Origin of the sequence: Flavobacterium sp. N502540 (assembly GCF_025947365.1) — a bacterium.
Taxonomy (GTDB): Bacteria; Bacteroidota; Bacteroidia; order Flavobacteriales; family Flavobacteriaceae; genus Flavobacterium.
In genome coordinates, this window is record NZ_CP110012.1 from 4217309 (window position 1) to 4236815 (window position 19507).

The window sequence follows — 19507 nt, forward strand, 5'->3', positions numbered from 1 at the left end:
GTTTTTTACTAAGCAGGATTTTGTAAAAAATAAGGTTCGCAAAGCTATACTTAAACTTTGCGAACCTTGCGATGCTCTTTGCGAACTTTGCGGTTAAGTTTTGGCAGCCCTGTGCACATTTCAAACCTGAAACCTGAAATCTGAAACTTGAAACCTGAAACCTGAAACCTGAAACTTGAAACTTGAAACCTGAAACCTGAAACTAAAAAAATCACCCAATCTGCAGATGTTCCATATTCTTTCCTACCAAAGTTCGGGTCCCCTTCACTTTAAAACCTAATTTTAAGTACAGTTTTTTGGCGTTCGGGTTGGCATCTTCGACTAATAGTCCTAGAGTCCTTTGATTTTGAGTTACATACTCGTCAATTAAAAATTGCAGCAGTTTAGAACCAATTCCTTTTCCCTGATGATTTGGACTCACACCAACCGAATCAATATAAAATTCACCACTTTGCGTTTCGTCTTCAGGATTAAAATCAGCATTGAAATTCAGACGAACATAATCAACAATTGGTTTTCTCAACGAATGTAATTGTCCTCCGTCATAAACAGCAACAGCACCAATAATTTCGTTGTCTTCCTGCGCTATATAACAATTTTGATAAGAGTATTGATTATTCTCGGTTTCAACAAAATGAAGCAGGAAATAGTAGGCCGTTTTAGGATCCTTTTCACCTGTAAATTTATAGATAATGTCCTCCATTGCCAGCAGCAAAAGTGCTGTAATATTTTCCGAATCTTCAATTGTTGCTTTTCTGATAATCATGATAAATGCGTTTAGTGTACAAAATTACACCAACTTTTACAGATGAATCAATTTTGCTCAATATTTGTGATAAAAAATTGCCTTTTTCATAATTTAAAAAGAAATGTTTGGTACTATAGGTTATAATTTTTAATTAGTTAACATGTTTGTTATTAATGATTTATGTGTGTTTTTAAGTGTGCTTTTTTATTTAGCAGATCGAGTGTAATAATTTCAAAAATGAGAGTAGTCAGCGTTTTCCATGTTGCGCAAAACGATACTTTTTGTAGTATAAAAGCTATTTTTTTAAGAATGGCTGTTGATAACTGTTTTTAGGACGAAGCCTTTTTTTCGCCCCTATACTGTTGATAACTCTATTTAGATTTAGTATAAATAGCTGATGTTTCGCCTCTTAAGCTTTATTTTCTCCCTGTTGATAAAAAGCAAATCTAAGGGTCGATTTTGAGGCGGCCAACTGTTGATAATTGCGTTGTTTTTTAACATCAAAAAAGGGTAGAAAGAAGATCTCGGGGTTAAATTTGTAACTATAGAAATGTCGTTAATACCTCCCCAAGAACGAAGCATTTTTATCCAGGTTCAGTCACCATTTAATACTTATATATATGTCTATATTTGATAAAAGAATCAATTATAAACCTTTCGAGTACCCGGAGGTTTTGCAATTTACAGAAGCCATAAATAAAGCGTATTGGGTTCATACAGAGGTTGATTTTACAGCCGATACGCAAGATTTTCATTCCCATTTAAATGCCGCGGAGAAAACCGCCATTAAAAATAGTCTATTGGCGATTGCACAGATAGAAGTAGCTGTGAAAAGTTTCTGGGGAAATATCTATGAGCATTTTCCGAAGCCGGAATTCAACGGATTGGGGAGTACTTTTGCCGAATGTGAATTCAGACATTCTGAAGCTTATTCACGTCTTCTGGAAGTTTTAGGTTACAACGATGAATTTGAAAAACTGATGGAGATTCCGGTTATCCGCAAACGTGTCGATTATCTTTCGGATGTGCTTAAGGATACCAAATCTCAGGACAATAAAAAGTATGTGATTTCACTGATTTTGTTTAGTATTCTGATCGAAAATGTGTCACTTTTCAGTCAGTTTGCGATTTTATTGTCTTTTACGCGATTCAAAGGCTACATGAAAAATGTGAGTAATATTATTGCGTGGACTTCTATCGATGAACAAATTCATGCTAATGGCGGAATTTATATCGTAAACAAAATACGTGAAGAGTTTCCGGATTATTTCGATGAGGAAACGTTAAACCTTATTCGTGAAGCCGTTAAAAATTCAATAGAAGTAGAAGCTGATATATTAGACTGGATTTTTGAAGAAGGTGAGATTGAAACAATCAATAAGACTGATTTGGTTAATTTCATGAAATTCAGAATAGACGAAAGTCTGGTTCAGATCAATATCCCGACTATTTTTAATGTTCCGGCAGATGATTATAAAGCGATGGCCTGGTTTGAAGAAGAAGTTTTTGCCAACAGCCTTGACGATTTCTTTGCCAAAAGACCGGTAGAATATACCAAACACGACAAAAGCATTACCGCAAACGACCTGTTCTAAAAAGCAAAATTACAATGATGAATACAATAGATACAACTTCAGCAAACAGTCTTCCGTTAAGTGAAGCCGAGAATAAAATGTGGTGGAAAAACTCTGAAAGTGAGCAAATTTTAAATCGTGGTTATCTTTTAAAAGGAGAAACTGTAGAAGGCGCAATTGACAGAATTTGTACCGCTGCAGCCCGAAGATTATACAAACCCGAGTTAAAGGAATCTTTTGTAGAAATGATCGAACGTGGCTGGATGAGCATCAGTTCTCCCGTTTGGGCGAATATGGGAACTGAACGCGGTTTGCCAATTTCGTGCTTTAATGTGCATGTTCCCGATGAAATAGAAGGAATCACCCATAAATTGGGAGAGGTGATCATGCAAACCAAAATTGGTGGCGGAACTTCCGGATACTTTGGAGAATTACGCGAAAGAGGAAGTGCTGTTACTGATAACGGTAAGAGTAGTGGAGCCGTAAGTTTTATGAAACTTTTTGATACTACAATGGACACCATTTCTCAGGGAGGGGTCCGTCGTGGAGCATTTGCTGCATATTTAGATGTTGATCATCCGGATATTGAGGAATTTTTGAAGATTAAGAGTATTGGAAACCCGATTCAGAATTTGTTTACCGGAATCTGCGTGCCGGATTACTGGATGCAGGAAATGATTGATGGTGATGTCGACAAGAGACAAATCTGGGCTAAGGTGTTAGAAAGCCGTCAGCAAAAAGGATTGCCATACATTTTCTTTAGTGACAACGTAAACAAAAACAAACCACAAGTTTACAAAGACAAAAACCTGCGCATTAATGCCAGTAATTTGTGCAGCGAAATTATGTTGCCTTCAAGCATTGACGAATCGTTTATTTGCTGTCTTTCGTCAATGAATCTCGAACTTTACGACGAATGGAAAGATACTGAAGCCGTAAAATTAGCGATCTTTTTCCTGGATGCCGTATTGCAGGAATTTATAGAAAAAACAGAAGGCAATTATTACCTTTCGGCAGCCAATCGATTTGCCAAAAGACACCGTGCACTAGGACTTGGTGTACTGGGATGGCATTCGTATCTGCAAAAAAATATGATTCCGTTTGAAGGAATGGAAGCCAAGATGAAAACTACCGAAATTTTCCAACATATCAGTGATAAAGCCGATAAAGCAACTCAGGATCTGGCCAGAATTTATGGCGAACCAGAACTGTTAAAAGGATACGGAAGACGTAATACAACCACTATGGCTATTGCGCCAACAACATCATCATCGGCTATTTTAGGACAGACTTCACCTGGAATTGAACCTTTCAGCAGTAACTATTACAAAGCTGGTCTGAGCAAGGGAAATTTTATGCGTAAAAATAAATACCTTAAAATGTTACTGGAGAAAAAAGGACTGGACAATGAAGAAGTCTGGAGAGAAATTATGCTGAATGGCGGAAGCGTACAACAGATGACACAGTTGACAAAAGAAGAGAAAGACGTTTTTAAAACCTTTAAAGAAATTAGTCAGTTAGAAATTGTACAGCAGGCTTCCATACGTCAGAAGTTTGTAGATCAGGGGCAAAGTATCAATTTGAACATTCCAGCTGATTTACCTATTAAAGAAGTAAACCGATTGCTTATTGAAGCCTGGCAGCTTGGTATCAAAAGTTTGTATTACCAACGCAGTCAAAGTGTATCGAAAGAATTGGTAACAAGTTTGGTGAGCTGCAGCAGTTGTGAGTCATAAAATAAGAAAGACCGGATGTATCATCCGGCTTTTCGGTTTTTATAAGGGAATTTTATTGTAAAATACTAAAACCAATAGTATATGAAGTCATTGCGACTTTGCGACTCCGCGAGATTTATTTTTTCTTTGGATCTTTAATTTTAGATCGAAGTATAGTAAAGAAGGCCGGATAAATGATCCGGCCTTCTTGATAAAATAAATAATAGAATTACTTTTTAATGGCCTTTGCTGTTTTCAAAACCAAGAATCGTAATCATATAAGGTGTATTTGAAACTTTGATTTTCTTTACAATTGCCATGGTAGACAAATTCAGCTGCAGTAATTCTCCTGTAGTTGGAGAAGTAATATAACCAAAGTTCTCTGTTAACTGAATTTGTGGTTTTAAAGCCGCATCAGTGGCAGTTTCGGCAATAACTTTACCTTCCTTTTCAAGTTGCAGGCTGGTAAGATTGTACAATTTGAATTCACCCGTATGCAATAGGATTCCCAGTTTAGTCGCATTAAAACTCACTTTGCATTGCATGATAGCAGTACTTGCTAAAATAGGTTTAATCGTTTCATTAGCCACGTCAATTAAGTAAGCTCCTTTTGCAGCAGTATATCCCACAAATTTTCCTTGTGCTTTTGTTTCCAGAATAGTCCCAAACCAGGCAGTTCCAAAATCAGCAGGAAGTGCGATAAGCTTTTGTTTTCCGGTACTTTCCACTACAAGAACACCACTTGCAGATCCGAAAACGGCATACGTTCCATCTGAAGCATTTCCGTGAATTCCTTTCGTAGCAACTGTTGCGTTAAAAAGAGTCTTACCGGAATTATCAATGATTTTGACTTTTTCCGGAAGTGTTCCTGCTACCGAATTGTCTTTTTCAGTAATAGCATAAGTACCATTAGTAAAAGTAGCCATTGCGCCGTGATGAGCCAACAAACCTGCATTTATAATCTTAAATTTAGCTCCCGCAGTATTAATTTCAGATTCTTTGGCAACAGCCAATGTTCCGTCGCCGTCATTAAAAGTCATCAGCTCTCCACTTTTGCTTTTAAAATGGGTAGGCATAGGCGACTGGCCAAATAAAGCGCCAAATTTAGGGATTCCGTCTACATCCACGTGATCGCCATGACCTTCAAAACCGCTGTCGAAAGTTTCAACCGTATTGCTGGCTCTGTGAATGATTCCCGCATATCGTTTGGATTCTGAAGTATAAACAGTAGATTTTGCAAACTTAGCATTAAAAGAGCTTATCGTGGCTTCAACCGGATTAACTAAGGTGATCTCAGTTGTTTTTTCATCAGAAAGTAAAATCCTTAAGAATTTATACTCGGTTAAAGCTTCTTTGGGAGTTTCAGGAGTATTGTCATCGTCGTTGCTGCAGGAAAATAGAGTTGCAGATAAGGCGAATAGGAAAATGAGTTTGTAAAAATTGTTTTTCATGGTAAAGGTAATTAAAGTTGATTTTTAAAAATTAATGGTAATAGGCATCGATTTATAGACGCTTATATTGTGTGTAGTGTTTTTATAAAGTACTACCCAATTGTAGGTTCCGGATTGCCAGGCTTTGTCGGCTGTAATTGGAGTTCCTTCGAAATCTGTATCTGCACCAATAGTGATGCTTTGACCGCCCAAAACACCATTTATCTTTTGAAGGGTAGTAATTTTTGAAGCAGCCCCCAGACCTTTGTGTTCCACTTTTGAAATGACAATAACTTTCTTCAGATCAAGTTTGTCGATACTTTCTGGATTGTAATTGGCACTTTTTTTAATCAAAACAGAATATAAAATTCCATCCCCCATAATTTGACTTACCTGTGCATGCGCAGTCAGAAGATCATTTTTTTTGAAAATAAGTTCCGGTTCAACCCAAGTATTCATGTAGTAAATCAGATTGTCGTTTCGGGAGAGATTATCGCGGCCAATTATGGGATCGACAGGCAAATTAGCAGGATCTGTAATCGTAACGACCTCTTTAATTTCGAGTTTAGAGCCGTTTTCATCTGTAACAATAAAAAGGAAATCAAATTTGCCTTCCGGAGCATCAGCCGGAATATTGAAGTGTTTGTGTACATTAGTATTTTTTGCGCCTTTGAATTCCGCCCAGGACAGTTCAAACTTCCAGTCTTTGCTATAAGTTTCACCTTTTATGGGAAGGATTTTCAACTGTACATCGGCAATTTTATCTCCGGCAAGTACGTCGGCATTAAAGTGAAAGTCACGGCCAATCAGCGCTTTTTTATTATTGGCGGTACCAATTTCAATATTTTCAGCTTTGGGTTTTATAACTTCTTTGTCGTCATCGTTACTACAGGCTGTAAAAAACAGATTAACAGCCAGAAAGAGCAGTATTAGTTTTAGCGTTTTCATTAGGGTACTGGGTTGATTAATTAAATTCATAGGGTGTTATTTGTGTATTAAAAATGGAATTTTCAGCGACAGAATGATGTTTCTTCCGGCTTCAGGAAGTTCTATTAACCTGTAGAAACTGGTGTGATTCAGGTATTTTGTATTGAACAGATTCTGAATCTGAAGACTAATGATAAAATCCTGTTGTCCGGCTTTTAGTTTAGTTCCCATTGCCAGGTTAAAGACATTACTGCTTGCCGTTTTCTTTTCAGGTGGGACAATCTGATGCTGCTCGGCAGTAAAGCGATAATCAAGAGAGAAATAGCTGTCTTTTAAACTTTTTATTCTTGGATTGTAAGTGATGTTAAACAAAACAGAGGGAGGAGGAGAGAAGGGCAGTGTATATCCTTTTTTATCTCCCGACCTTTGCTCGCTATACAGATATTCTGCCAAAACTTCACCACTTAAACTTTCCAGAAACTGATAACGTACCTGTAATTCACCGCCATAACGCATGACTCTACTCTGCTCGTATTCAAATACCTGATTGCCGGCTCCGTAATAAATATCATGTTGCGAAGTTGGATTGAGGTAAATGTAGTTGGGGAAATAATTAAAGAATGGACTCAGTTGAAAAGACCACTTAGTATTTTTCCATTCCATACCAAGATCCAATTGATACGAACGCTCGGCTGCTAAATTGGGATTGCCTTTTTCAAATCTGAAATAATGATAATTTACCCCATTAGAAGCCAGTTCTTTAGCAATTGGCATTCTGAAACTCGTTCCAAGATTGGCTTTTAAGGACCATTGTCCCGGTGTATAATTAACGCCTGCTGACCAGTTGAAACTCTGAAAAGTACGGGTCAGGTCTTCAGAACGTTTCAAATATTCAGAAGTTGTTTGGCCGTTTTCAGTAACTTCACTTGGAAACCAGTCGGTGTATTGTTTCATTTTAATTTTGCCATAATCGAGTCGTACAGCGGCATGTAGCAGCCATAATTCGTTAAGCTGAATTTTATCATAAACAAATCCTCCGGCATTGAATTGTTTAAAGGCAGGAATCAGAAAACTCCAGCCGTTAATGCTATTTTGTTGCTGTTCGGCATTGATTCCTGCGGTGAATTGATGATTTTGAATGGAAAACTCATCCTTAAAAGAAGCAGAAAATACTTCTTTATCGTATTGTCTTTCCAGATCTTTCGGAACATACATATCAGAAGGATACAGAGGCGGCATATAACCGTGATTGACATAATGACTCCATTCCCTGCGAAAGTTTTTTTGGAAACCCAACTGCGTTTCGAAACGGTGTGAACCTAACGAAAAGGAAGTGGTATTACTGATTTTGGTATGTGTAACTTCCTGAAATGGCATTAAAATATCTCTGCTGGAACGATCGTGCAGTTGGGTGTCTACATTTCGTGGTTCGAGTCCGTGTGCATTGGCAAAAAAGCCGCTTTTGGTATAAATGTTACTGAAATAAAAAACCGATTTCAGTTGATCCGTCAGATAACCGGTACTGGCATGTACATCGAGTTCACGTCCTGCCGTGTTGCGTAAATGATTTTTGTATAAAGGAACGGCATAATTGTACACGTGTACCGTATCGGTGGGAACGCGATAGTCTCCGTAATCCATAGCAGTTATTCTGGAATCAAAGAACCATTTTTCGTTTCGACCGTAAAGGTTGATGGATCCTCCAAATTGTTCGTTATTGCTTTTGCCTGTAAAATCAACTGTTCCGCCCAAAACATGCTGAGTAGGAAAAGGTACAGGCTGTATGTTTATGGCGCCGCCAATGGCATCAGAACCGTACATAAACGATGATGGACCTTTGATAATTGCCACACGGTTCACAGCATATTGATCGATTTCCAAACCGTGATCTGCTCCCCATTGCTGACCTTCGTGTTTGATACCGTTTTCAACCACAATAACCTGATTGAAACTTAGTCCGCGAATTAGTGGTTTTGAACCGCCGGAACCAATAGAAATGGTCTTAACACCCGGAAGTCTTTGCAAAGACTGCATTAAACTTCCGCCAAGATTACGTTGGATAAAGCTGCTGTTTACGATTTCAAGATTAAGGGATTCCTGCTTTTTGCGGCGTACTTCATAACCTTCACTAATGACAACTTCTGACAACTCCTGTATTTCCGGTTTTAAGAAAATAGCAGGGAGCACAATTGTGTTTTGACTAATAGTAATTACCGTTTCATAAGAAGCATACCCGGAGTATGTTACCGTCAATCGCGTTGTATTTTTAGGAATCTGATTTAAGAAATATGCTCCTTTTTTATTGGTTATAGTGCTAATATGAGCCGGATACAGCGTGACCAAAGCACCTTCCAAAGGTTTTTGATCCTTAGAAAATACGGTGCCGGAAACACGAACGGATTGCGCTGCTACTTTTGTAACCAAAACAAAACAAAAGAGCAGCACGCAATAGGTCCGCAATTGATTTGACTTAGTGGTGTTCATCAAAATCAATTTATAAAATTTTAATACTCAAACCTTTGATCGTCTGCCAGCCTTCCTTATCGGTTAAGCGGATCAGAAAATGATAATCTCCGGCATCAATGTTTTGTGGAATTTCGATTTCCTGAACAGCTTCATAACTCTTTTGCCCGGAAGGAATCGTAACCGAATTGATGTAAAGCATTGGATTTACCGGTTTTTTGATAGGATCCTCATTGCAGGATGCTACTTCGGTACTGTGATTGTGATGGTCGAAATTGTGGTGAATATCCAGACTATAAGATCCCAGTTGTGCGTTGTCTGAAAACTTTGCTCTGAAAGTAATTTTTTGTCCGCGAGTAATTGTACTGCATTGTATCGGAAACGCATTTGCGGAAGAAACATCAATTACAGGATATTCGGTGTCAATTTCGGTTTTATCACTGTCACAGCTTGTGAAAGTAAAGCCAGTCGCCAAAAAAGCCAAAAGCATTTTTGAAATTCTCATTCGATTTGGTTTGAGTTTTGTGGTATTCATATGTGAAAATTGTGGGTTACAAAAGGCATATTCCAAACCTGATAATACTAGGGAAATGGCAGTTTTACGGCACAGGATCAGGTCGCAAAAAGCATTGTTTTTATCGGGAAGGAAATTGGGAAACAAAAATAAAAGGGGTGCAGTGGAGCCAACACAATACCCAATTGCAGGTACTGAATTGTAATGTTGCAGACAATCAACCGACAGCGAAGTTTTTTTGAAACAATAGTGTTGCACGAAAGTCGCATTCCTAAAAGGAATAATTGTGTCAATCAGTATCGATCAAAGTACTTTTCTAAATATAGTAAAAGACATAAAACGGAGCTGTCGTGAAAAAGTGAAATACTTTTTCAGTATGGAGAGTATCTAAAACGCATAACAGCACGCCATCTCAGAATTGAAATGATTTACTTTTGTCGTTTTAGGCAATAGGAGGTGCACGAAGGGCAAATAAAGAACCTTTGAAAAAAGGAGCAAACGATTTTGAATAAAAATGTACATAAGGAATTGGTGTACTATTTTTATAAAACTGAAAAGTTACAAAGTCAAAAGTGCTGACCGGACTGAATTTGAAATGACAAATAGCACACTCTTCGTTAGAGTGGTCCTGCATTTTAAATTCACTTTTATCGGTAGGATAAAGTATGTTTTTTTTAGCAGTGGAACTGTGACTGTGTATGTGTTCATACGAATGTATCGCCGGAAATAGTATTGCAAATACTACCACCAACGGCATCAAAAGATTTATAAATTTAAATTTCTTTTTCATTCTAATGAATCCATAGCTAATAAAGCAATGAAGTACAAATATAGAATTCTTATTTGTAAATGCAACATTGTTTCATTAAAAAAATAAAGAAAAAAATAAAAGGATAAATCTTATAAGTAAAAAGACAGATTAGGTCTCTTTTTGTCGCTTCAGGGAACGAAAATTGGCTTGCACCGAATAAAATTTCCGTTCCTTGAATTGACATTTGAATTTGAAGTAACTATTGTAAGTGTTATAGTCTCATTAATGTGATACCGCTTTTAATCCAATAATAGAACTTACCAGAGTAAACAGAAAAAATAATCGCCAGAAGTCAACAGGCTCTTTAAAAACAAGAATCCCCATCAATACCGTTCCAACAGCTCCAATTCCGGTCCATACCGCGTAGGCCGTTCCAATAGGCAAGGTTTCAGTGGCTTTAATCAGTAACAGCATGCTTATGGTTAGTGATACAAAAAATCCGGTGTACCATAAATAAACATCGGTACCGGTGGCTTCTTTGGCTTTTCCGAGACAAGTTGCAAAAGAGACTTCAAACAGTCCCGCAATAATTAGAATAATCCAGTTCATAATTGTTAAAATTTTAGGATGCAAAGTTCCTTTAACTCCCGCAATAAAAATTTAACAAATGATAAAAAATGAATTTATTTCAGATCAGCTCTGATTCTGCTAAGACTCACCTGTGTGATACCCAGATAGGAGGCAATATGTCCCAATTGAATTCTTTGCAGTAGTTCGGGATGGTATTTCATAAGTTCCAAGTAACGATCAGTGGCATTTCTAAACTGTCTTGAAATCAGACGTTCTTCGGTTTTAACAAGTTCCTGTTCGGCAAATTTTCTGCCCCAGTTGGCAATATGGATATCGGTATCAAACAATTGCTGAAGATGTGCTTTTTTTAATTCGTAGAGTTCGCAGTCCTCCAGAAGTTCAATCGTTTCATAACCTTTTTGCTCCTCAACATAACTTTTCATCGAAACAACGGTTTGTCCTTCTTTTCCGAACCAAAACGTAACTTCACTATCATTTTCATGAACATACGCCCGCACGATTCCTTTTTTTATAAAATAGAGCGCAGACTCAACCTTTCCGGCATTTAACAGTATGTGTCCTTTGGGATATTTTATTTCGCTAATACAAAGTTTTAGCGCATTTTTGGACTCCTCGGGAAGCTGAAAGATGTTATCCAGAATGGTATCGATGTGCATTGTTAATGGTTGATGGTTAATTGTTAATTGTTAATTGTTAATGATTGATTCTTCATTCTTTACTCTTTATTCTTTACTCTTTATTCTTTACTCTTTATTCTTTATTCTTTATTCTTTACTCTTTATTCTGTGGCGCTGACTATTAGTGTTTTACATCTCACGTCTCACATCTCACTAGTAAGATTTCGCACTTCACAGATTGACAGGGAGCTAAATTAAAACTTTAGATTTCAGTCTGCTTAGTGTTTCCTGCGAAATATTGATGTATGAAGCTACAATTTTATTGGGCAATCGTTTTACAATTGTGGGATTGATTTTGAGCAATTGGGTGTATCTTTCTAAAGCCCCCATAGTTGTAAACGACATTAGTCTGTTGGTATTATTAACATAGGCTTTTTCGAGATACGAACAATAAAATTCCCTCCATTGAGGAACAATCTCCATCAAATGATTGAAATCTTCATGACTGATATATAATAACTCCGATTTCTCGATAACCTGTATGTATTCTGTTGAAGGCATTTTGGTAATAAAACTCACCAAAGCCGTAGCGAATTGATTTTCGAATGCAATATAACGGGTGACATCTTTTCCTTCTTCGTTAATGTAGTAAATTCTCAAACAGCCTTTATCTACAAAATAACTATTTTGACTCGTTTGTCCAGCCGAAAGCAACAGGTCGTTTTTGTCCCGCTGTACAGGTTTAAAGTGCGACAAAATAGTATTGAGATCTTTATCAGAAACTGCAATACGACTTCTTATATAAGCACCAAGTTGTTTGTAGGGCATTTTTTTAATTAGATAGTTAGATAATTAGATAATTAGAATGTTTGATTTTTAGATTATTGGATGATGAGTATAAACAACTAAACATCAACAATAAACCATTAACCATTAACAATCAACAATTAACCATTAAACATAATCTTTTACATATTTTCGGTAGTAGATAATATCTTCTATTGACAGTACTACCAAATTGTGCTGTATTGCAAAGCTAATGATTTTGTCCAGTTTAGCCATGCTTCCGTCTTCGTTCATTAATTCGCATAGAACGGCTTCCGGTTTTAGGCCTGCTAATTTCATTAAATCTACACTGCCTTCAGTATGCCCGTTTCGTTCAAGGACGCCGTTGTTTTTGGCACGTAGAGGAAAGATATGCCCGGGTTTTGCAAGATCTGTGGGTTTTGCATTTTGAGCAACCGCAGTTTTAATGGTTGTAATTCGATCTGTTGCCGAAACTCCCGTCGTTACACCCTCTTTTGCTTCGATTGTAATGGTAAAAGGCGTCTGAAAACTACTGGTGTTTTCTTTCACCATATAGGGTAATTCCAACTGATCGGCTTTTTCATTGGTCAGACAAAGGCAAACAATTCCGCTGCACTCGCGTATCATCATGGCCATGTCTTGTACATTGATGTGTTGTGCCGAAAAAATTAAATCGCCTTCGTTTTCGCGGTTTTCGTCATCAGTTAGTAGAATTCCTTTTCCGTTTCGCAGTTGTCGTAAAGCATTTTCGACACGTTCGACACTGGTTAAACCAAATTTTTCTAAAGGATAGGATAATGTATTGATCATCTTTTGTTGCGTTTTTTGAATTAAAGAGCAGCAAAGCTAGACTTGTTTCAGACACAAAAGTTTGATCTAGGTCAATAAAATCTGCAACTTTCCAATAAACCCTACAGGTTTTAAAAAACCTTTCGGATTTAGAAAAATTTTAATTTAAAGATAAATCACCATAGAAGGACACGCTTTTACTTAAAGCCGTATAAATACGTATTGGAATGTCTGTTTTTATTGTTATTTCATCCTCAGATAATTTTGTATCTTAGTCTTTAGTAACCTGAATCTGTCTTGATTGCAGCCTTTTTTCCAATCAGAACGGATTATAAAATAAGTGAGCAATGCCCTGGAATCCCGAAATTTATAATAAGTTTAAAAATATTCGTTATCAGCCATTTTATGATTTGGCCAGTTTTATTCAGCCAGTAAAAGGAATGAAAGCGATTGATTTGGGCTGTGGTACAGGAGAACAAACGGCAATTCTGTCTAATCAATTTGAAGAAGCGTACTTTTTGGGAGTCGATTCTTCGCCGGAAATGCTGGAACAATCCAAGTCTTTAGAAACGGAACGTCTGCATTTCAGAAAAGCCACCACAGAAAAAACAATAGAATCGGGCGAAAAATGGGATCTTATTTTTAGTAATGCAGCTTTACAATGGTCGGACAATCATGATACGTTATTTACCAGATTGCTGCAACAGTTAAACCCGAAAGGACAATTCGCTGTGCAAATGCCGGTACAGCCGGAAAACAAACTCAATAAAATCCTTTTAGAGCTGGTACAGGAAGAGCCTTTCGTCACTTTTTTAAAAGGATTTAAAAGAGAATCCCCGGTTTTAAGTATCGATGAGTATGCACAAATTCTGTTTGATGGCGGTTTGGAAAACCTTCAGATGCAGCAAAAAGTATATCCAATTATAGCCAATGATCATGAAACCCTTTTTAGTTTCATCTCGGGTTCGGCTTTGATTCCGTATACAGAAAGACTGGAAGGAGAGGAGAAGGTACTTTTTATTGAAACCTATAAAAAGAGAATAGCGGAAGGTTTTCCCAAACTTCCCGCTATTTATTCTTTTAAAAGACTCTTACTTTATGGTCGTAAAACCTAACGAAAGAATATTTACTTGTGAAGAAAACTTTATTCTTTATAGAGAATAATAGTTGCTTTGTAACCTTTTCCCACATTCCACTGACTTGCTTCAATCACTTTTCCTTTATCGTCATACACTTGAAATTCAGCTGTGTTAGGTGAAGCAGAACCTTCGTTTAAAGCTTCAAAGTCAATTTTGTTCATTCCTTTGACTAAAGTAATTTTAAAACCCTGATAATCTCCGTTTAAACTTACTTCGGGTTCAATTACTTTATCATTCAGGTATACGCGTATTTTATCGCCGTCTACAAAAGCAGCGTCACGATAACGGATGGTAGATACAGCCGTATTGGTGACAAAACCTCCCAAATATTCATTTCTTCTGTAAAAGATCCCTTCCACATTGGCTTCCGGTTTGTACAGACTGTTGTTTTTATACAAATCTTCCGGGTTGATTTTTAAAACGGTAGGCTCTTTTGGCAGCGGAAGATCGGGATTTAACGGAGTGTCTGTTGGAGGCGGAACGTCTTTTAATTCAACATTTTTTGAATCAATGGGTTTGTATTTGCCATTCACTTCCTTCTGCGCATATCCCTGTAAAACAGCACCGGTTAGTATAATAGTTAATAGTATCTTTTTCATATTATTTTTAGGTTTTAAGCAAACATCAAACGAATGTGTTTGTATCCGGATAGATAACATTTAAGTATAACTATTTATTGCATTTACTGAAAGTTAATTATTTCTAGTGTTTTGTAACATGCAGACAATCAGTTATAAATTTACGTTTTTTTTCGCAGATGCTTATGCTGTTTATGTGAATCCAAAGCTCTTTTTGTTGTTGTTTTCCTCTTCATTATGATTTGGAAAAAATAAATTGCATTAAAAAGTAAACAAGAATCTTGCCGTTAATACTTCCTGATCGAGTTGGTTGAAGCCATAGAAATCAGATAAAGTTTCAGTATTTCAGGTTAGGATTATAATTTAATTTTATAAGGTTATAAAATTATCAATTTGATTTATGAGAATGCCCACCATAAATTTGTCCCATCAAATCAGAACAACGGTTTGAAAATTAAAAATTGATAACATTAAAAACTTTAATCATGAAATTTACAAGAAACGCAAATGCAAACTGGAAAGGTACAGGAATGGAAGGAAAAGGAACCATCACGACACAAAGTACCACTTTAAACAATGCTCAACTCTCTTTTAAAACCCGTTTTGCGGAAGGAGTAGGAACTAACCCCGAAGAATTGGTAGCTGCCGCACATGCGGGATGTTTTACAATGCAATTGAGCTTTTTATTATCAGAGGCCGGTTTTGTTCCCGAAGATCTTAATACTACAGCCAAAGTAACTTTTGAAGACGGAACGATTACTTTAATTACACTTGAACTTTCGGGATCGGTTCCGGGGATTACTACAGAAGATTTTGAGAAAACAGCTCAAAAAGCAAAAGAGATTTGTCCTATTTCAAAACTGCTAAATACAGAGATCGCTTTAAACGTGTCTTTATTGTCTTAAATAATTGTCATTACAGGGTATCTCAACTTTAATTTGAATCTAACAAACAACATCTTAAAAAAATAAAAAAATGAAAACAATAAATCTAAAAAGACAATTGAATCGCTTATTCATGTCTGCCGCTTTAATTTTGACTTTCTTAATGTCTGCCACTTCAATTGCACAAACTGCACCGGCAAAAGTTAAAAATGTAGTGTTGGTTCACGGAGCATTTGCTGACGGCTCTGGATGGAGAAATTTATACGACGTACTTTCAAAAAAAGGATATAAAGTTACCATTGTTCAAAATCCGTTAAGCTCTCTTGAAGATGATGTCGCAGCAACCAATGTGGTATTGGACAATCAGGATGGTCCAACGATTTTGGTGGGACATTCCTGGGGAGGTGCTGTAATTACGCAGGCCGGTAATCACGCTAATGTTGTGGGATTAGTATATGTAGCTGCTTTTCAGCCTGATAACGGAGAATCGGCTTTGCAATGGCTGCAAACGGCTGCTCCCGCTCCCGAGAATGGTGTTTTGGCTCCAAATGATAAAGGTATCGTTTATTATGATGAGGCCAAGTTTCATGGCGGTTTCTGTGCCGACATTAGTAAAGAAGATGCTGCTTTTATGTACGCTTCACAAGGTGCTTTTTATGCCAAAGGTTTTATCACACCTATTACAAAAGCGGCCTGGAAAGATAAACCGGCTTATGCAGTAATTGCTACACAGGACAAAAGTATTGATCCTTCCATTCAGCGTGCCATGTACAAACGTTCCAAAACGAAAGCGACAGAAGTAAAAGGAAGTCACTGTGTTTTTATCTCACAACCGGAAGCTGTGGCAAACGTAATTATTGGTGCCGCTAAAGATCTAAGCGGAAAATAATAAAATGTTATAGAATCTGCACAATCTGCGAGATCTGCGAGAAAACAGGTTTGATTATTTTAATTTGACGATGTTTTTTTTAGTTTCCCGCAGATTTAAAAGAGATTTGAGCAGATGTGCCCGGAGTAGTTAATAAAATCTTATAGAATCTGTTTCGATCTGCAGAATCTGCGAGAAAATAGGTTTGATTATTTTAATTTGACGATGTATTTTTTTGTTTCCCGCAGATTTTAAAGAGATTTGAGCAGATGTACGCGGAGCAATTAATAAAATCTTATAGAATCCGTTTCAATCTGCAGAATCTGTGTGAAAAAGCTTTTGATTGTTTTAATTTGATGATGTTTTTTTTCATTGATCTTACTAATTGAAGCATTTTTCTAAATACAAAAAGCCAAAGTACTGCAAGGTATTTTGGCTTTTTTATATTGATTCCCGATAGCTATTTATCGGGTAGTAGCTTTAATAAAATAAGGAGAATCGTTCCATCTTATTTTACGGTAAGCAAAGTTTTGCTGTAAAGATTCCGGTAAACAATTCCAGATGGCTTCGTTCATTTTTTCAAGTAATAGCTTCTTAGAAAAAGTGTCAGACACCACCAGACTGATTTCGCGTACGGGTTTTGGATCTTTAAAATGTTTAAAAAGCCCGGTTTCTACTTCATTAATCATCGAAAGTTGAGGGATTATGGCGAATCCTAATTCGGCTCGTACCAAATTTTTAAGGGTTTCAATCGAGCTAATATCATAACTGAATTGCTCTTTAATTTTCCCTGTACTTTTGATATCACAAATATCAAGGAGCTGAGCATTGTAACAATATTCGTTTTGAAGCAAAAGCAATTCGGCCCGGTCTGAGGGCTGCAATTCGTAATGTGATGCTGTGGCCATAGGGTGCACCGTATTTAAGTACGCCACAAAAGGTTCTTTAAAAACCGGATGCTCAATTAAATGAGGATTTCCGGTAGGAGTTGCCATAATGGCTACATCCAGAGCTCCTGTCATAACATCATTCATCAATTGTCCTGTATTGGCTTCTTTTATAATGAATTGCATTTTTGGAGTGGCTTTTTTCATGGCCTGAATAAAAAGAGGGATCAGATAAGGGGACAAAGTCGAAATGATTCCAACTTTAACTTCGCCTTCCAGTTTGTTTTTCTCATTCACCACAAAATCTCTAATTTCATCGGCCTCGCGAAGTATTTTTTTGGCTCGGTTTATAATTTCGATTCCAAGAACTGTAGGTGTTAAGGGAACCTTGTTTCGATCGAAAATTTTAATTCCAATTTCTTCTTCCAGATTTTTTAGCTGAATGGTTAGTCCGGGCTGTGATACCAGACAAACTTCCGCTGCTCTTGCAAAATGACGTTCCTCGTCTAATGCTACAATATATTTTAATTGTTGGATGGTCATCTCGATTGGTATATTGGATATAAAGGTAGAAAAATATAACGGAGCGTTTCGGTGTTTTTTAATCTAAGCACGAGAAAATGTAAAATACAAACGGAGAATATCAAAAATGTTCAGGATATGTAAACTAGCCGACATTAGGAGATTGTAAGAGTTCTTAATTTCGATTTACTAAACGATATAACATGAGAACAATATTTTCTTTTATAGCTATTTTAATACTCTTCGGATGTGAATCTGAAGGAGAATTGACCCGCGAAAAAATTGGTTCAATGGTAGTTTCTTCTGAAGCAATTTTGCTTTCTACAGGAGCTTTTGAAGCTGAGCCGGGCAATACCGTTACCGGTTCTGCACAAATTTACAAAGAAGGGGATCTGTATAAATTGTCACTTAAAGATTTTAGCATTTCCAGTGGGCCTGATCTTAAGGTTTATCTTTCTAAAACCAATCGACCGGACAGTTTTGTAAATCTGGGAAGTTTAGGAACAGGAAATTCACAGACCTATGCGATTCCGACAGGAGTAAATTTAGCGGTCTATCCCTATGTATTAATTCATTGTCAGCAATTCAATCATCTATTTGCCACTGCTGCTTTAAAATCCAACTCATTATGAAAATTAACTTTTTGCTAGTTTTAGCCTCATTTTTTATATTCAATTATAGTAAAGCACAAGGCTGTAGTGATGCCGGTATTTGCAGTATTGGAGGAGCATTTCACGAAAATGATGACAAGAAGAACAACCATATCGAATTTGGAACTGTTCTGGGGAAAGGTGATGTGGATGTGAAATATTTTTCGGGTTATATTGCTTACACCAGAAGTTTTAATGAACAGTGGTCGGGAAATGTAAAAGTGACTTCTCAGTATGCCAATGGAAGTTTTGGAGGAAGGGGCTCGGTTGGGGATGCTTTTTTAACGGCAAATTATACTCCTGTTACGATAAATTTGTATAAATGGAGTTTTACTTCGGGGATTAAAGTTCCGTTTAACCAAAGTAATCTCAAAATAAACGATCATCCGCTTCCAATGGATTATCAAAGCAGTCTTGGAACTTTTGATTTTTTGGGAAGTGTGAATCTGAACTATAAAAATTGGGATTTTAATTCTGCGATACAATTGCCTGTCTTTAATATAAACAAGAATTCCTATTTCAGCGAATATTCCGGTACTGATGATTTTGTGACCACCAATTTATTTGAGAGAAAACCGGACGTTCTTTTACGCGGAACCTACACCATAAATACAGCCAATCGTAAATTTTCGTTCAAGCCGAATTTGCTTTTCATTTATCATTTAGGGGAAGATACTTATGAAGATATTTACGGCCAAAGACAGACCATTAAAAACTCTGATGGACTTACCATTAATGGAAATCTAATTGCAGGATATCATTTTTCATCCGGAAGCAGTATCGAAGTCTCAGTTGCGACGCCTTTTGTAGTGAGAGAAGTCAGACCGGACGGACTTACACGGGCATGGACAGCAGGGGTGAGCTATAAAGTGCGATTTTGAAAAAAATAGGATGGTGACTCAAGTATAAAAAGGTTGAGCAGAACAAGTGTCGCACAGAAATTTAATGTGTTAAATAAGTAACGCAAATTTTTTCGTACATCATTTTTAATTATTTTGCGAAGACCATGATCAGATGAATTGAAAAAGAAGCATATCCGTCCTTAGGCGAAGA

The 19507-nt window shown here is 36.9% G+C and carries 19 protein-coding genes; 7 read left to right on the forward strand and 12 right to left on the reverse strand.

The features are described from left to right. Positions 1 to 211: 211 nt before the first annotated feature. Positions 212 to 766: a GNAT family N-acetyltransferase gene (locus tag OLM58_RS17705; protein ID WP_264529946.1), complete on the reverse strand. Its 555-nt coding sequence runs from the start codon at positions 764 to 766 to the stop codon at positions 212 to 214. A 602-nt stretch (positions 767 to 1368) separates the two neighbouring features. Between OLM58_RS17705 and OLM58_RS17710 the strand changes: the two genes are divergently transcribed. Together OLM58_RS17710 and OLM58_RS17715 are read left to right on the forward strand one after the other, a co-directional pair. Beyond that, entirely contained in the window at positions 1369 to 2343 is a 975-nt protein-coding gene (locus OLM58_RS17710) for a ribonucleotide-diphosphate reductase subunit beta (protein WP_017497566.1), read from the forward strand. 17 nt (positions 2344 to 2360) lie between these two features. Next, a complete protein-coding gene (locus tag OLM58_RS17715) occupies positions 2361 to 4058 on the forward strand; it encodes a ribonucleoside-diphosphate reductase subunit alpha (protein WP_264532449.1) in 1698 nt (565 codons plus the stop codon). A 215-nt stretch (positions 4059 to 4273) separates the two neighbouring features. Here the strand turns inward: OLM58_RS17715 and OLM58_RS17720 are convergent, their stop codons facing one another. The 9 genes from OLM58_RS17720 to ribB all read right to left on the reverse strand — a co-directional run bounded on the left by OLM58_RS17720 (position 4274) and on the right by ribB (position 12947). Beyond that, positions 4274 to 5488 (reverse strand): hypothetical protein, encoded by a 1215-nt coding sequence (locus OLM58_RS17720; RefSeq protein WP_264529947.1) that lies wholly within the window; start codon positions 5486 to 5488, stop codon positions 4274 to 4276. Between the two features lie 24 nt (positions 5489 to 5512). Continuing rightward, positions 5513 to 6415, reverse strand: a complete 903-nt coding sequence (locus OLM58_RS17725) for a DUF4625 domain-containing protein (protein ID WP_264529948.1) — start codon at positions 6413 to 6415, stop codon at positions 5513 to 5515. Between the two features lie 36 nt (positions 6416 to 6451). After that, positions 6452 to 8878, reverse strand: a complete 2427-nt coding sequence (locus tag OLM58_RS17730; RefSeq protein WP_264529949.1) for a TonB-dependent receptor — start codon at positions 8876 to 8878, stop codon at positions 6452 to 6454. A 10-nt stretch (positions 8879 to 8888) separates the two neighbouring features. After that, the gene (locus OLM58_RS17735; RefSeq protein ID WP_264529950.1) at positions 8889 to 9362 is read right to left on the reverse strand and encodes a DUF4625 domain-containing protein; all 474 of its coding nucleotides are present in this window, start codon (positions 9360 to 9362) and stop codon (positions 8889 to 8891) included. Between the two features lie 451 nt (positions 9363 to 9813). Then, positions 9814 to 10161 (reverse strand): hypothetical protein, encoded by a 348-nt coding sequence (locus tag OLM58_RS17740; protein ID WP_264529951.1) that lies wholly within the window; start codon positions 10159 to 10161, stop codon positions 9814 to 9816. Between the two features lie 243 nt (positions 10162 to 10404). Further along, the gene (locus OLM58_RS17745; RefSeq protein ID WP_017497559.1) at positions 10405 to 10731 is read right to left on the reverse strand and encodes a DMT family transporter; all 327 of its coding nucleotides are present in this window, start codon (positions 10729 to 10731) and stop codon (positions 10405 to 10407) included. Positions 10732 to 10805: 74 nt separating this feature from the next. After that, complete coding sequence (locus OLM58_RS17750; RefSeq protein ID WP_264529952.1) at positions 10806 to 11369, reverse strand: Crp/Fnr family transcriptional regulator; 564 nt, start codon at positions 11367 to 11369, stop codon at positions 10806 to 10808. Between the two features lie 210 nt (positions 11370 to 11579). After that, positions 11580 to 12158: a Crp/Fnr family transcriptional regulator gene (locus OLM58_RS17755; RefSeq protein WP_264529953.1), complete on the reverse strand. Its 579-nt coding sequence runs from the start codon at positions 12156 to 12158 to the stop codon at positions 11580 to 11582. A 126-nt stretch (positions 12159 to 12284) separates the two neighbouring features. Continuing rightward, positions 12285 to 12947, reverse strand: coding sequence for a 3,4-dihydroxy-2-butanone-4-phosphate synthase (gene ribB / locus OLM58_RS17760; RefSeq protein ID WP_264529954.1), 663 nt, complete (start codon positions 12945 to 12947; stop codon positions 12285 to 12287). Between the two features lie 326 nt (positions 12948 to 13273). On the opposite strand from ribB, the gene OLM58_RS17765 reads away from it, so the two are divergent. Further along, positions 13274 to 14041: a methyltransferase domain-containing protein gene (locus OLM58_RS17765; protein ID WP_264529955.1), complete on the forward strand. Its 768-nt coding sequence runs from the start codon at positions 13274 to 13276 to the stop codon at positions 14039 to 14041. A gap of 29 nt (positions 14042 to 14070) precedes the next feature. On the opposite strand, the gene OLM58_RS17770 is transcribed toward OLM58_RS17765, so the two are convergent. Then, on the reverse strand, positions 14071 to 14664 hold the full coding sequence (locus tag OLM58_RS17770) for a hypothetical protein (protein WP_264529956.1): 594 nt from the start codon (positions 14662 to 14664) through the stop codon (positions 14071 to 14073). 464 nt (positions 14665 to 15128) lie between these two features. Here OLM58_RS17770 and OLM58_RS17775 point away from each other — a divergent pair, with 464 nt between their 5' ends. Then, positions 15129 to 15548 (forward strand): OsmC family protein, encoded by a 420-nt coding sequence (locus tag OLM58_RS17775; protein WP_264529957.1) that lies wholly within the window; start codon positions 15129 to 15131, stop codon positions 15546 to 15548. A gap of 70 nt (positions 15549 to 15618) precedes the next feature. Beyond that, the gene (locus tag OLM58_RS17780) at positions 15619 to 16416 is read left to right on the forward strand and encodes an alpha/beta hydrolase (protein ID WP_264529958.1); all 798 of its coding nucleotides are present in this window, start codon (positions 15619 to 15621) and stop codon (positions 16414 to 16416) included. Positions 16417 to 16859: 443 nt separating this feature from the next. On the opposite strand, the gene OLM58_RS17785 is transcribed toward OLM58_RS17780, so the two are convergent. Further along, the gene (locus tag OLM58_RS17785; protein WP_264529959.1) at positions 16860 to 17825 is read right to left on the reverse strand and encodes a hydrogen peroxide-inducible genes activator; all 966 of its coding nucleotides are present in this window, start codon (positions 17823 to 17825) and stop codon (positions 16860 to 16862) included. A 182-nt stretch (positions 17826 to 18007) separates the two neighbouring features. Here OLM58_RS17785 and OLM58_RS17790 point away from each other — a divergent pair, with 182 nt between their 5' ends. Further along, positions 18008 to 18436 carry a DM13 domain-containing protein gene (locus tag OLM58_RS17790; protein ID WP_264529960.1) on the forward strand — a complete coding sequence of 143 codons (429 nt, stop codon included), beginning with the start codon at positions 18008 to 18010 and terminating at the stop codon, positions 18434 to 18436. Continuing rightward, positions 18433 to 19335 carry a hypothetical protein gene (locus OLM58_RS17795; protein WP_264529961.1) on the forward strand — a complete coding sequence of 301 codons (903 nt, stop codon included), beginning with the start codon at positions 18433 to 18435 and terminating at the stop codon, positions 19333 to 19335. The genes OLM58_RS17790 and OLM58_RS17795 overlap by 4 nt, the downstream gene beginning before the upstream one ends. Positions 19336 to 19507: the final 172 nt, after the last annotated feature.

What these genes read in the sequence shown, in the direction of transcription:
- OLM58_RS17705 (WP_264529946.1), bottom strand. Translation starts at nt 766, where the DNA reads ATGATTATCAGAAAAGCAACAATTGAAGATTCGGAAAATATTACAGCA.
- OLM58_RS17710 (WP_017497566.1), top strand. Translation starts at nt 1,369, where the DNA reads ATGTCTATATTTGATAAAAGAATCAATTATAAACCTTTCGAGTACCCG.
- OLM58_RS17715 (WP_264532449.1), top strand. Translation starts at nt 2,361, where the DNA reads ATGAATACAATAGATACAACTTCAGCAAACAGTCTTCCGTTAAGTGAA.
- OLM58_RS17720 (WP_264529947.1), bottom strand. Translation starts at nt 5,488, where the DNA reads ATGAAAAACAATTTTTACAAACTCATTTTCCTATTCGCCTTATCTGCA.
- OLM58_RS17725 (WP_264529948.1), bottom strand. Translation starts at nt 6,415, where the DNA reads ATGAAAACGCTAAAACTAATACTGCTCTTTCTGGCTGTTAATCTGTTT.
- OLM58_RS17730 (WP_264529949.1), bottom strand. Translation starts at nt 8,878, where the DNA reads ATGAACACCACTAAGTCAAATCAATTGCGGACCTATTGCGTGCTGCTC.
- OLM58_RS17735 (WP_264529950.1), bottom strand. Translation starts at nt 9,362, where the DNA reads ATGAGAATTTCAAAAATGCTTTTGGCTTTTTTGGCGACTGGCTTTACT.
- OLM58_RS17740 (WP_264529951.1), bottom strand. Translation starts at nt 10,161, where the DNA reads ATGAAAAAGAAATTTAAATTTATAAATCTTTTGATGCCGTTGGTGGTA.
- OLM58_RS17745 (WP_017497559.1), bottom strand. Translation starts at nt 10,731, where the DNA reads ATGAACTGGATTATTCTAATTATTGCGGGACTGTTTGAAGTCTCTTTT.
- OLM58_RS17750 (WP_264529952.1), bottom strand. Translation starts at nt 11,369, where the DNA reads ATGCACATCGATACCATTCTGGATAACATCTTTCAGCTTCCCGAGGAG.
- OLM58_RS17755 (WP_264529953.1), bottom strand. Translation starts at nt 12,158, where the DNA reads ATGCCCTACAAACAACTTGGTGCTTATATAAGAAGTCGTATTGCAGTT.
- ribB (WP_264529954.1), bottom strand. Translation starts at nt 12,947, where the DNA reads ATGATCAATACATTATCCTATCCTTTAGAAAAATTTGGTTTAACCAGT.
- OLM58_RS17765 (WP_264529955.1), top strand. Translation starts at nt 13,274, where the DNA reads ATGCCCTGGAATCCCGAAATTTATAATAAGTTTAAAAATATTCGTTAT.
- OLM58_RS17770 (WP_264529956.1), bottom strand. Translation starts at nt 14,664, where the DNA reads ATGAAAAAGATACTATTAACTATTATACTAACCGGTGCTGTTTTACAG.
- OLM58_RS17775 (WP_264529957.1), top strand. Translation starts at nt 15,129, where the DNA reads ATGAAATTTACAAGAAACGCAAATGCAAACTGGAAAGGTACAGGAATG.
- OLM58_RS17780 (WP_264529958.1), top strand. Translation starts at nt 15,619, where the DNA reads ATGAAAACAATAAATCTAAAAAGACAATTGAATCGCTTATTCATGTCT.
- OLM58_RS17785 (WP_264529959.1), bottom strand. Translation starts at nt 17,825, where the DNA reads ATGACCATCCAACAATTAAAATATATTGTAGCATTAGACGAGGAACGT.
- OLM58_RS17790 (WP_264529960.1), top strand. Translation starts at nt 18,008, where the DNA reads ATGAGAACAATATTTTCTTTTATAGCTATTTTAATACTCTTCGGATGT.
- OLM58_RS17795 (WP_264529961.1), top strand. Translation starts at nt 18,433, where the DNA reads ATGAAAATTAACTTTTTGCTAGTTTTAGCCTCATTTTTTATATTCAAT.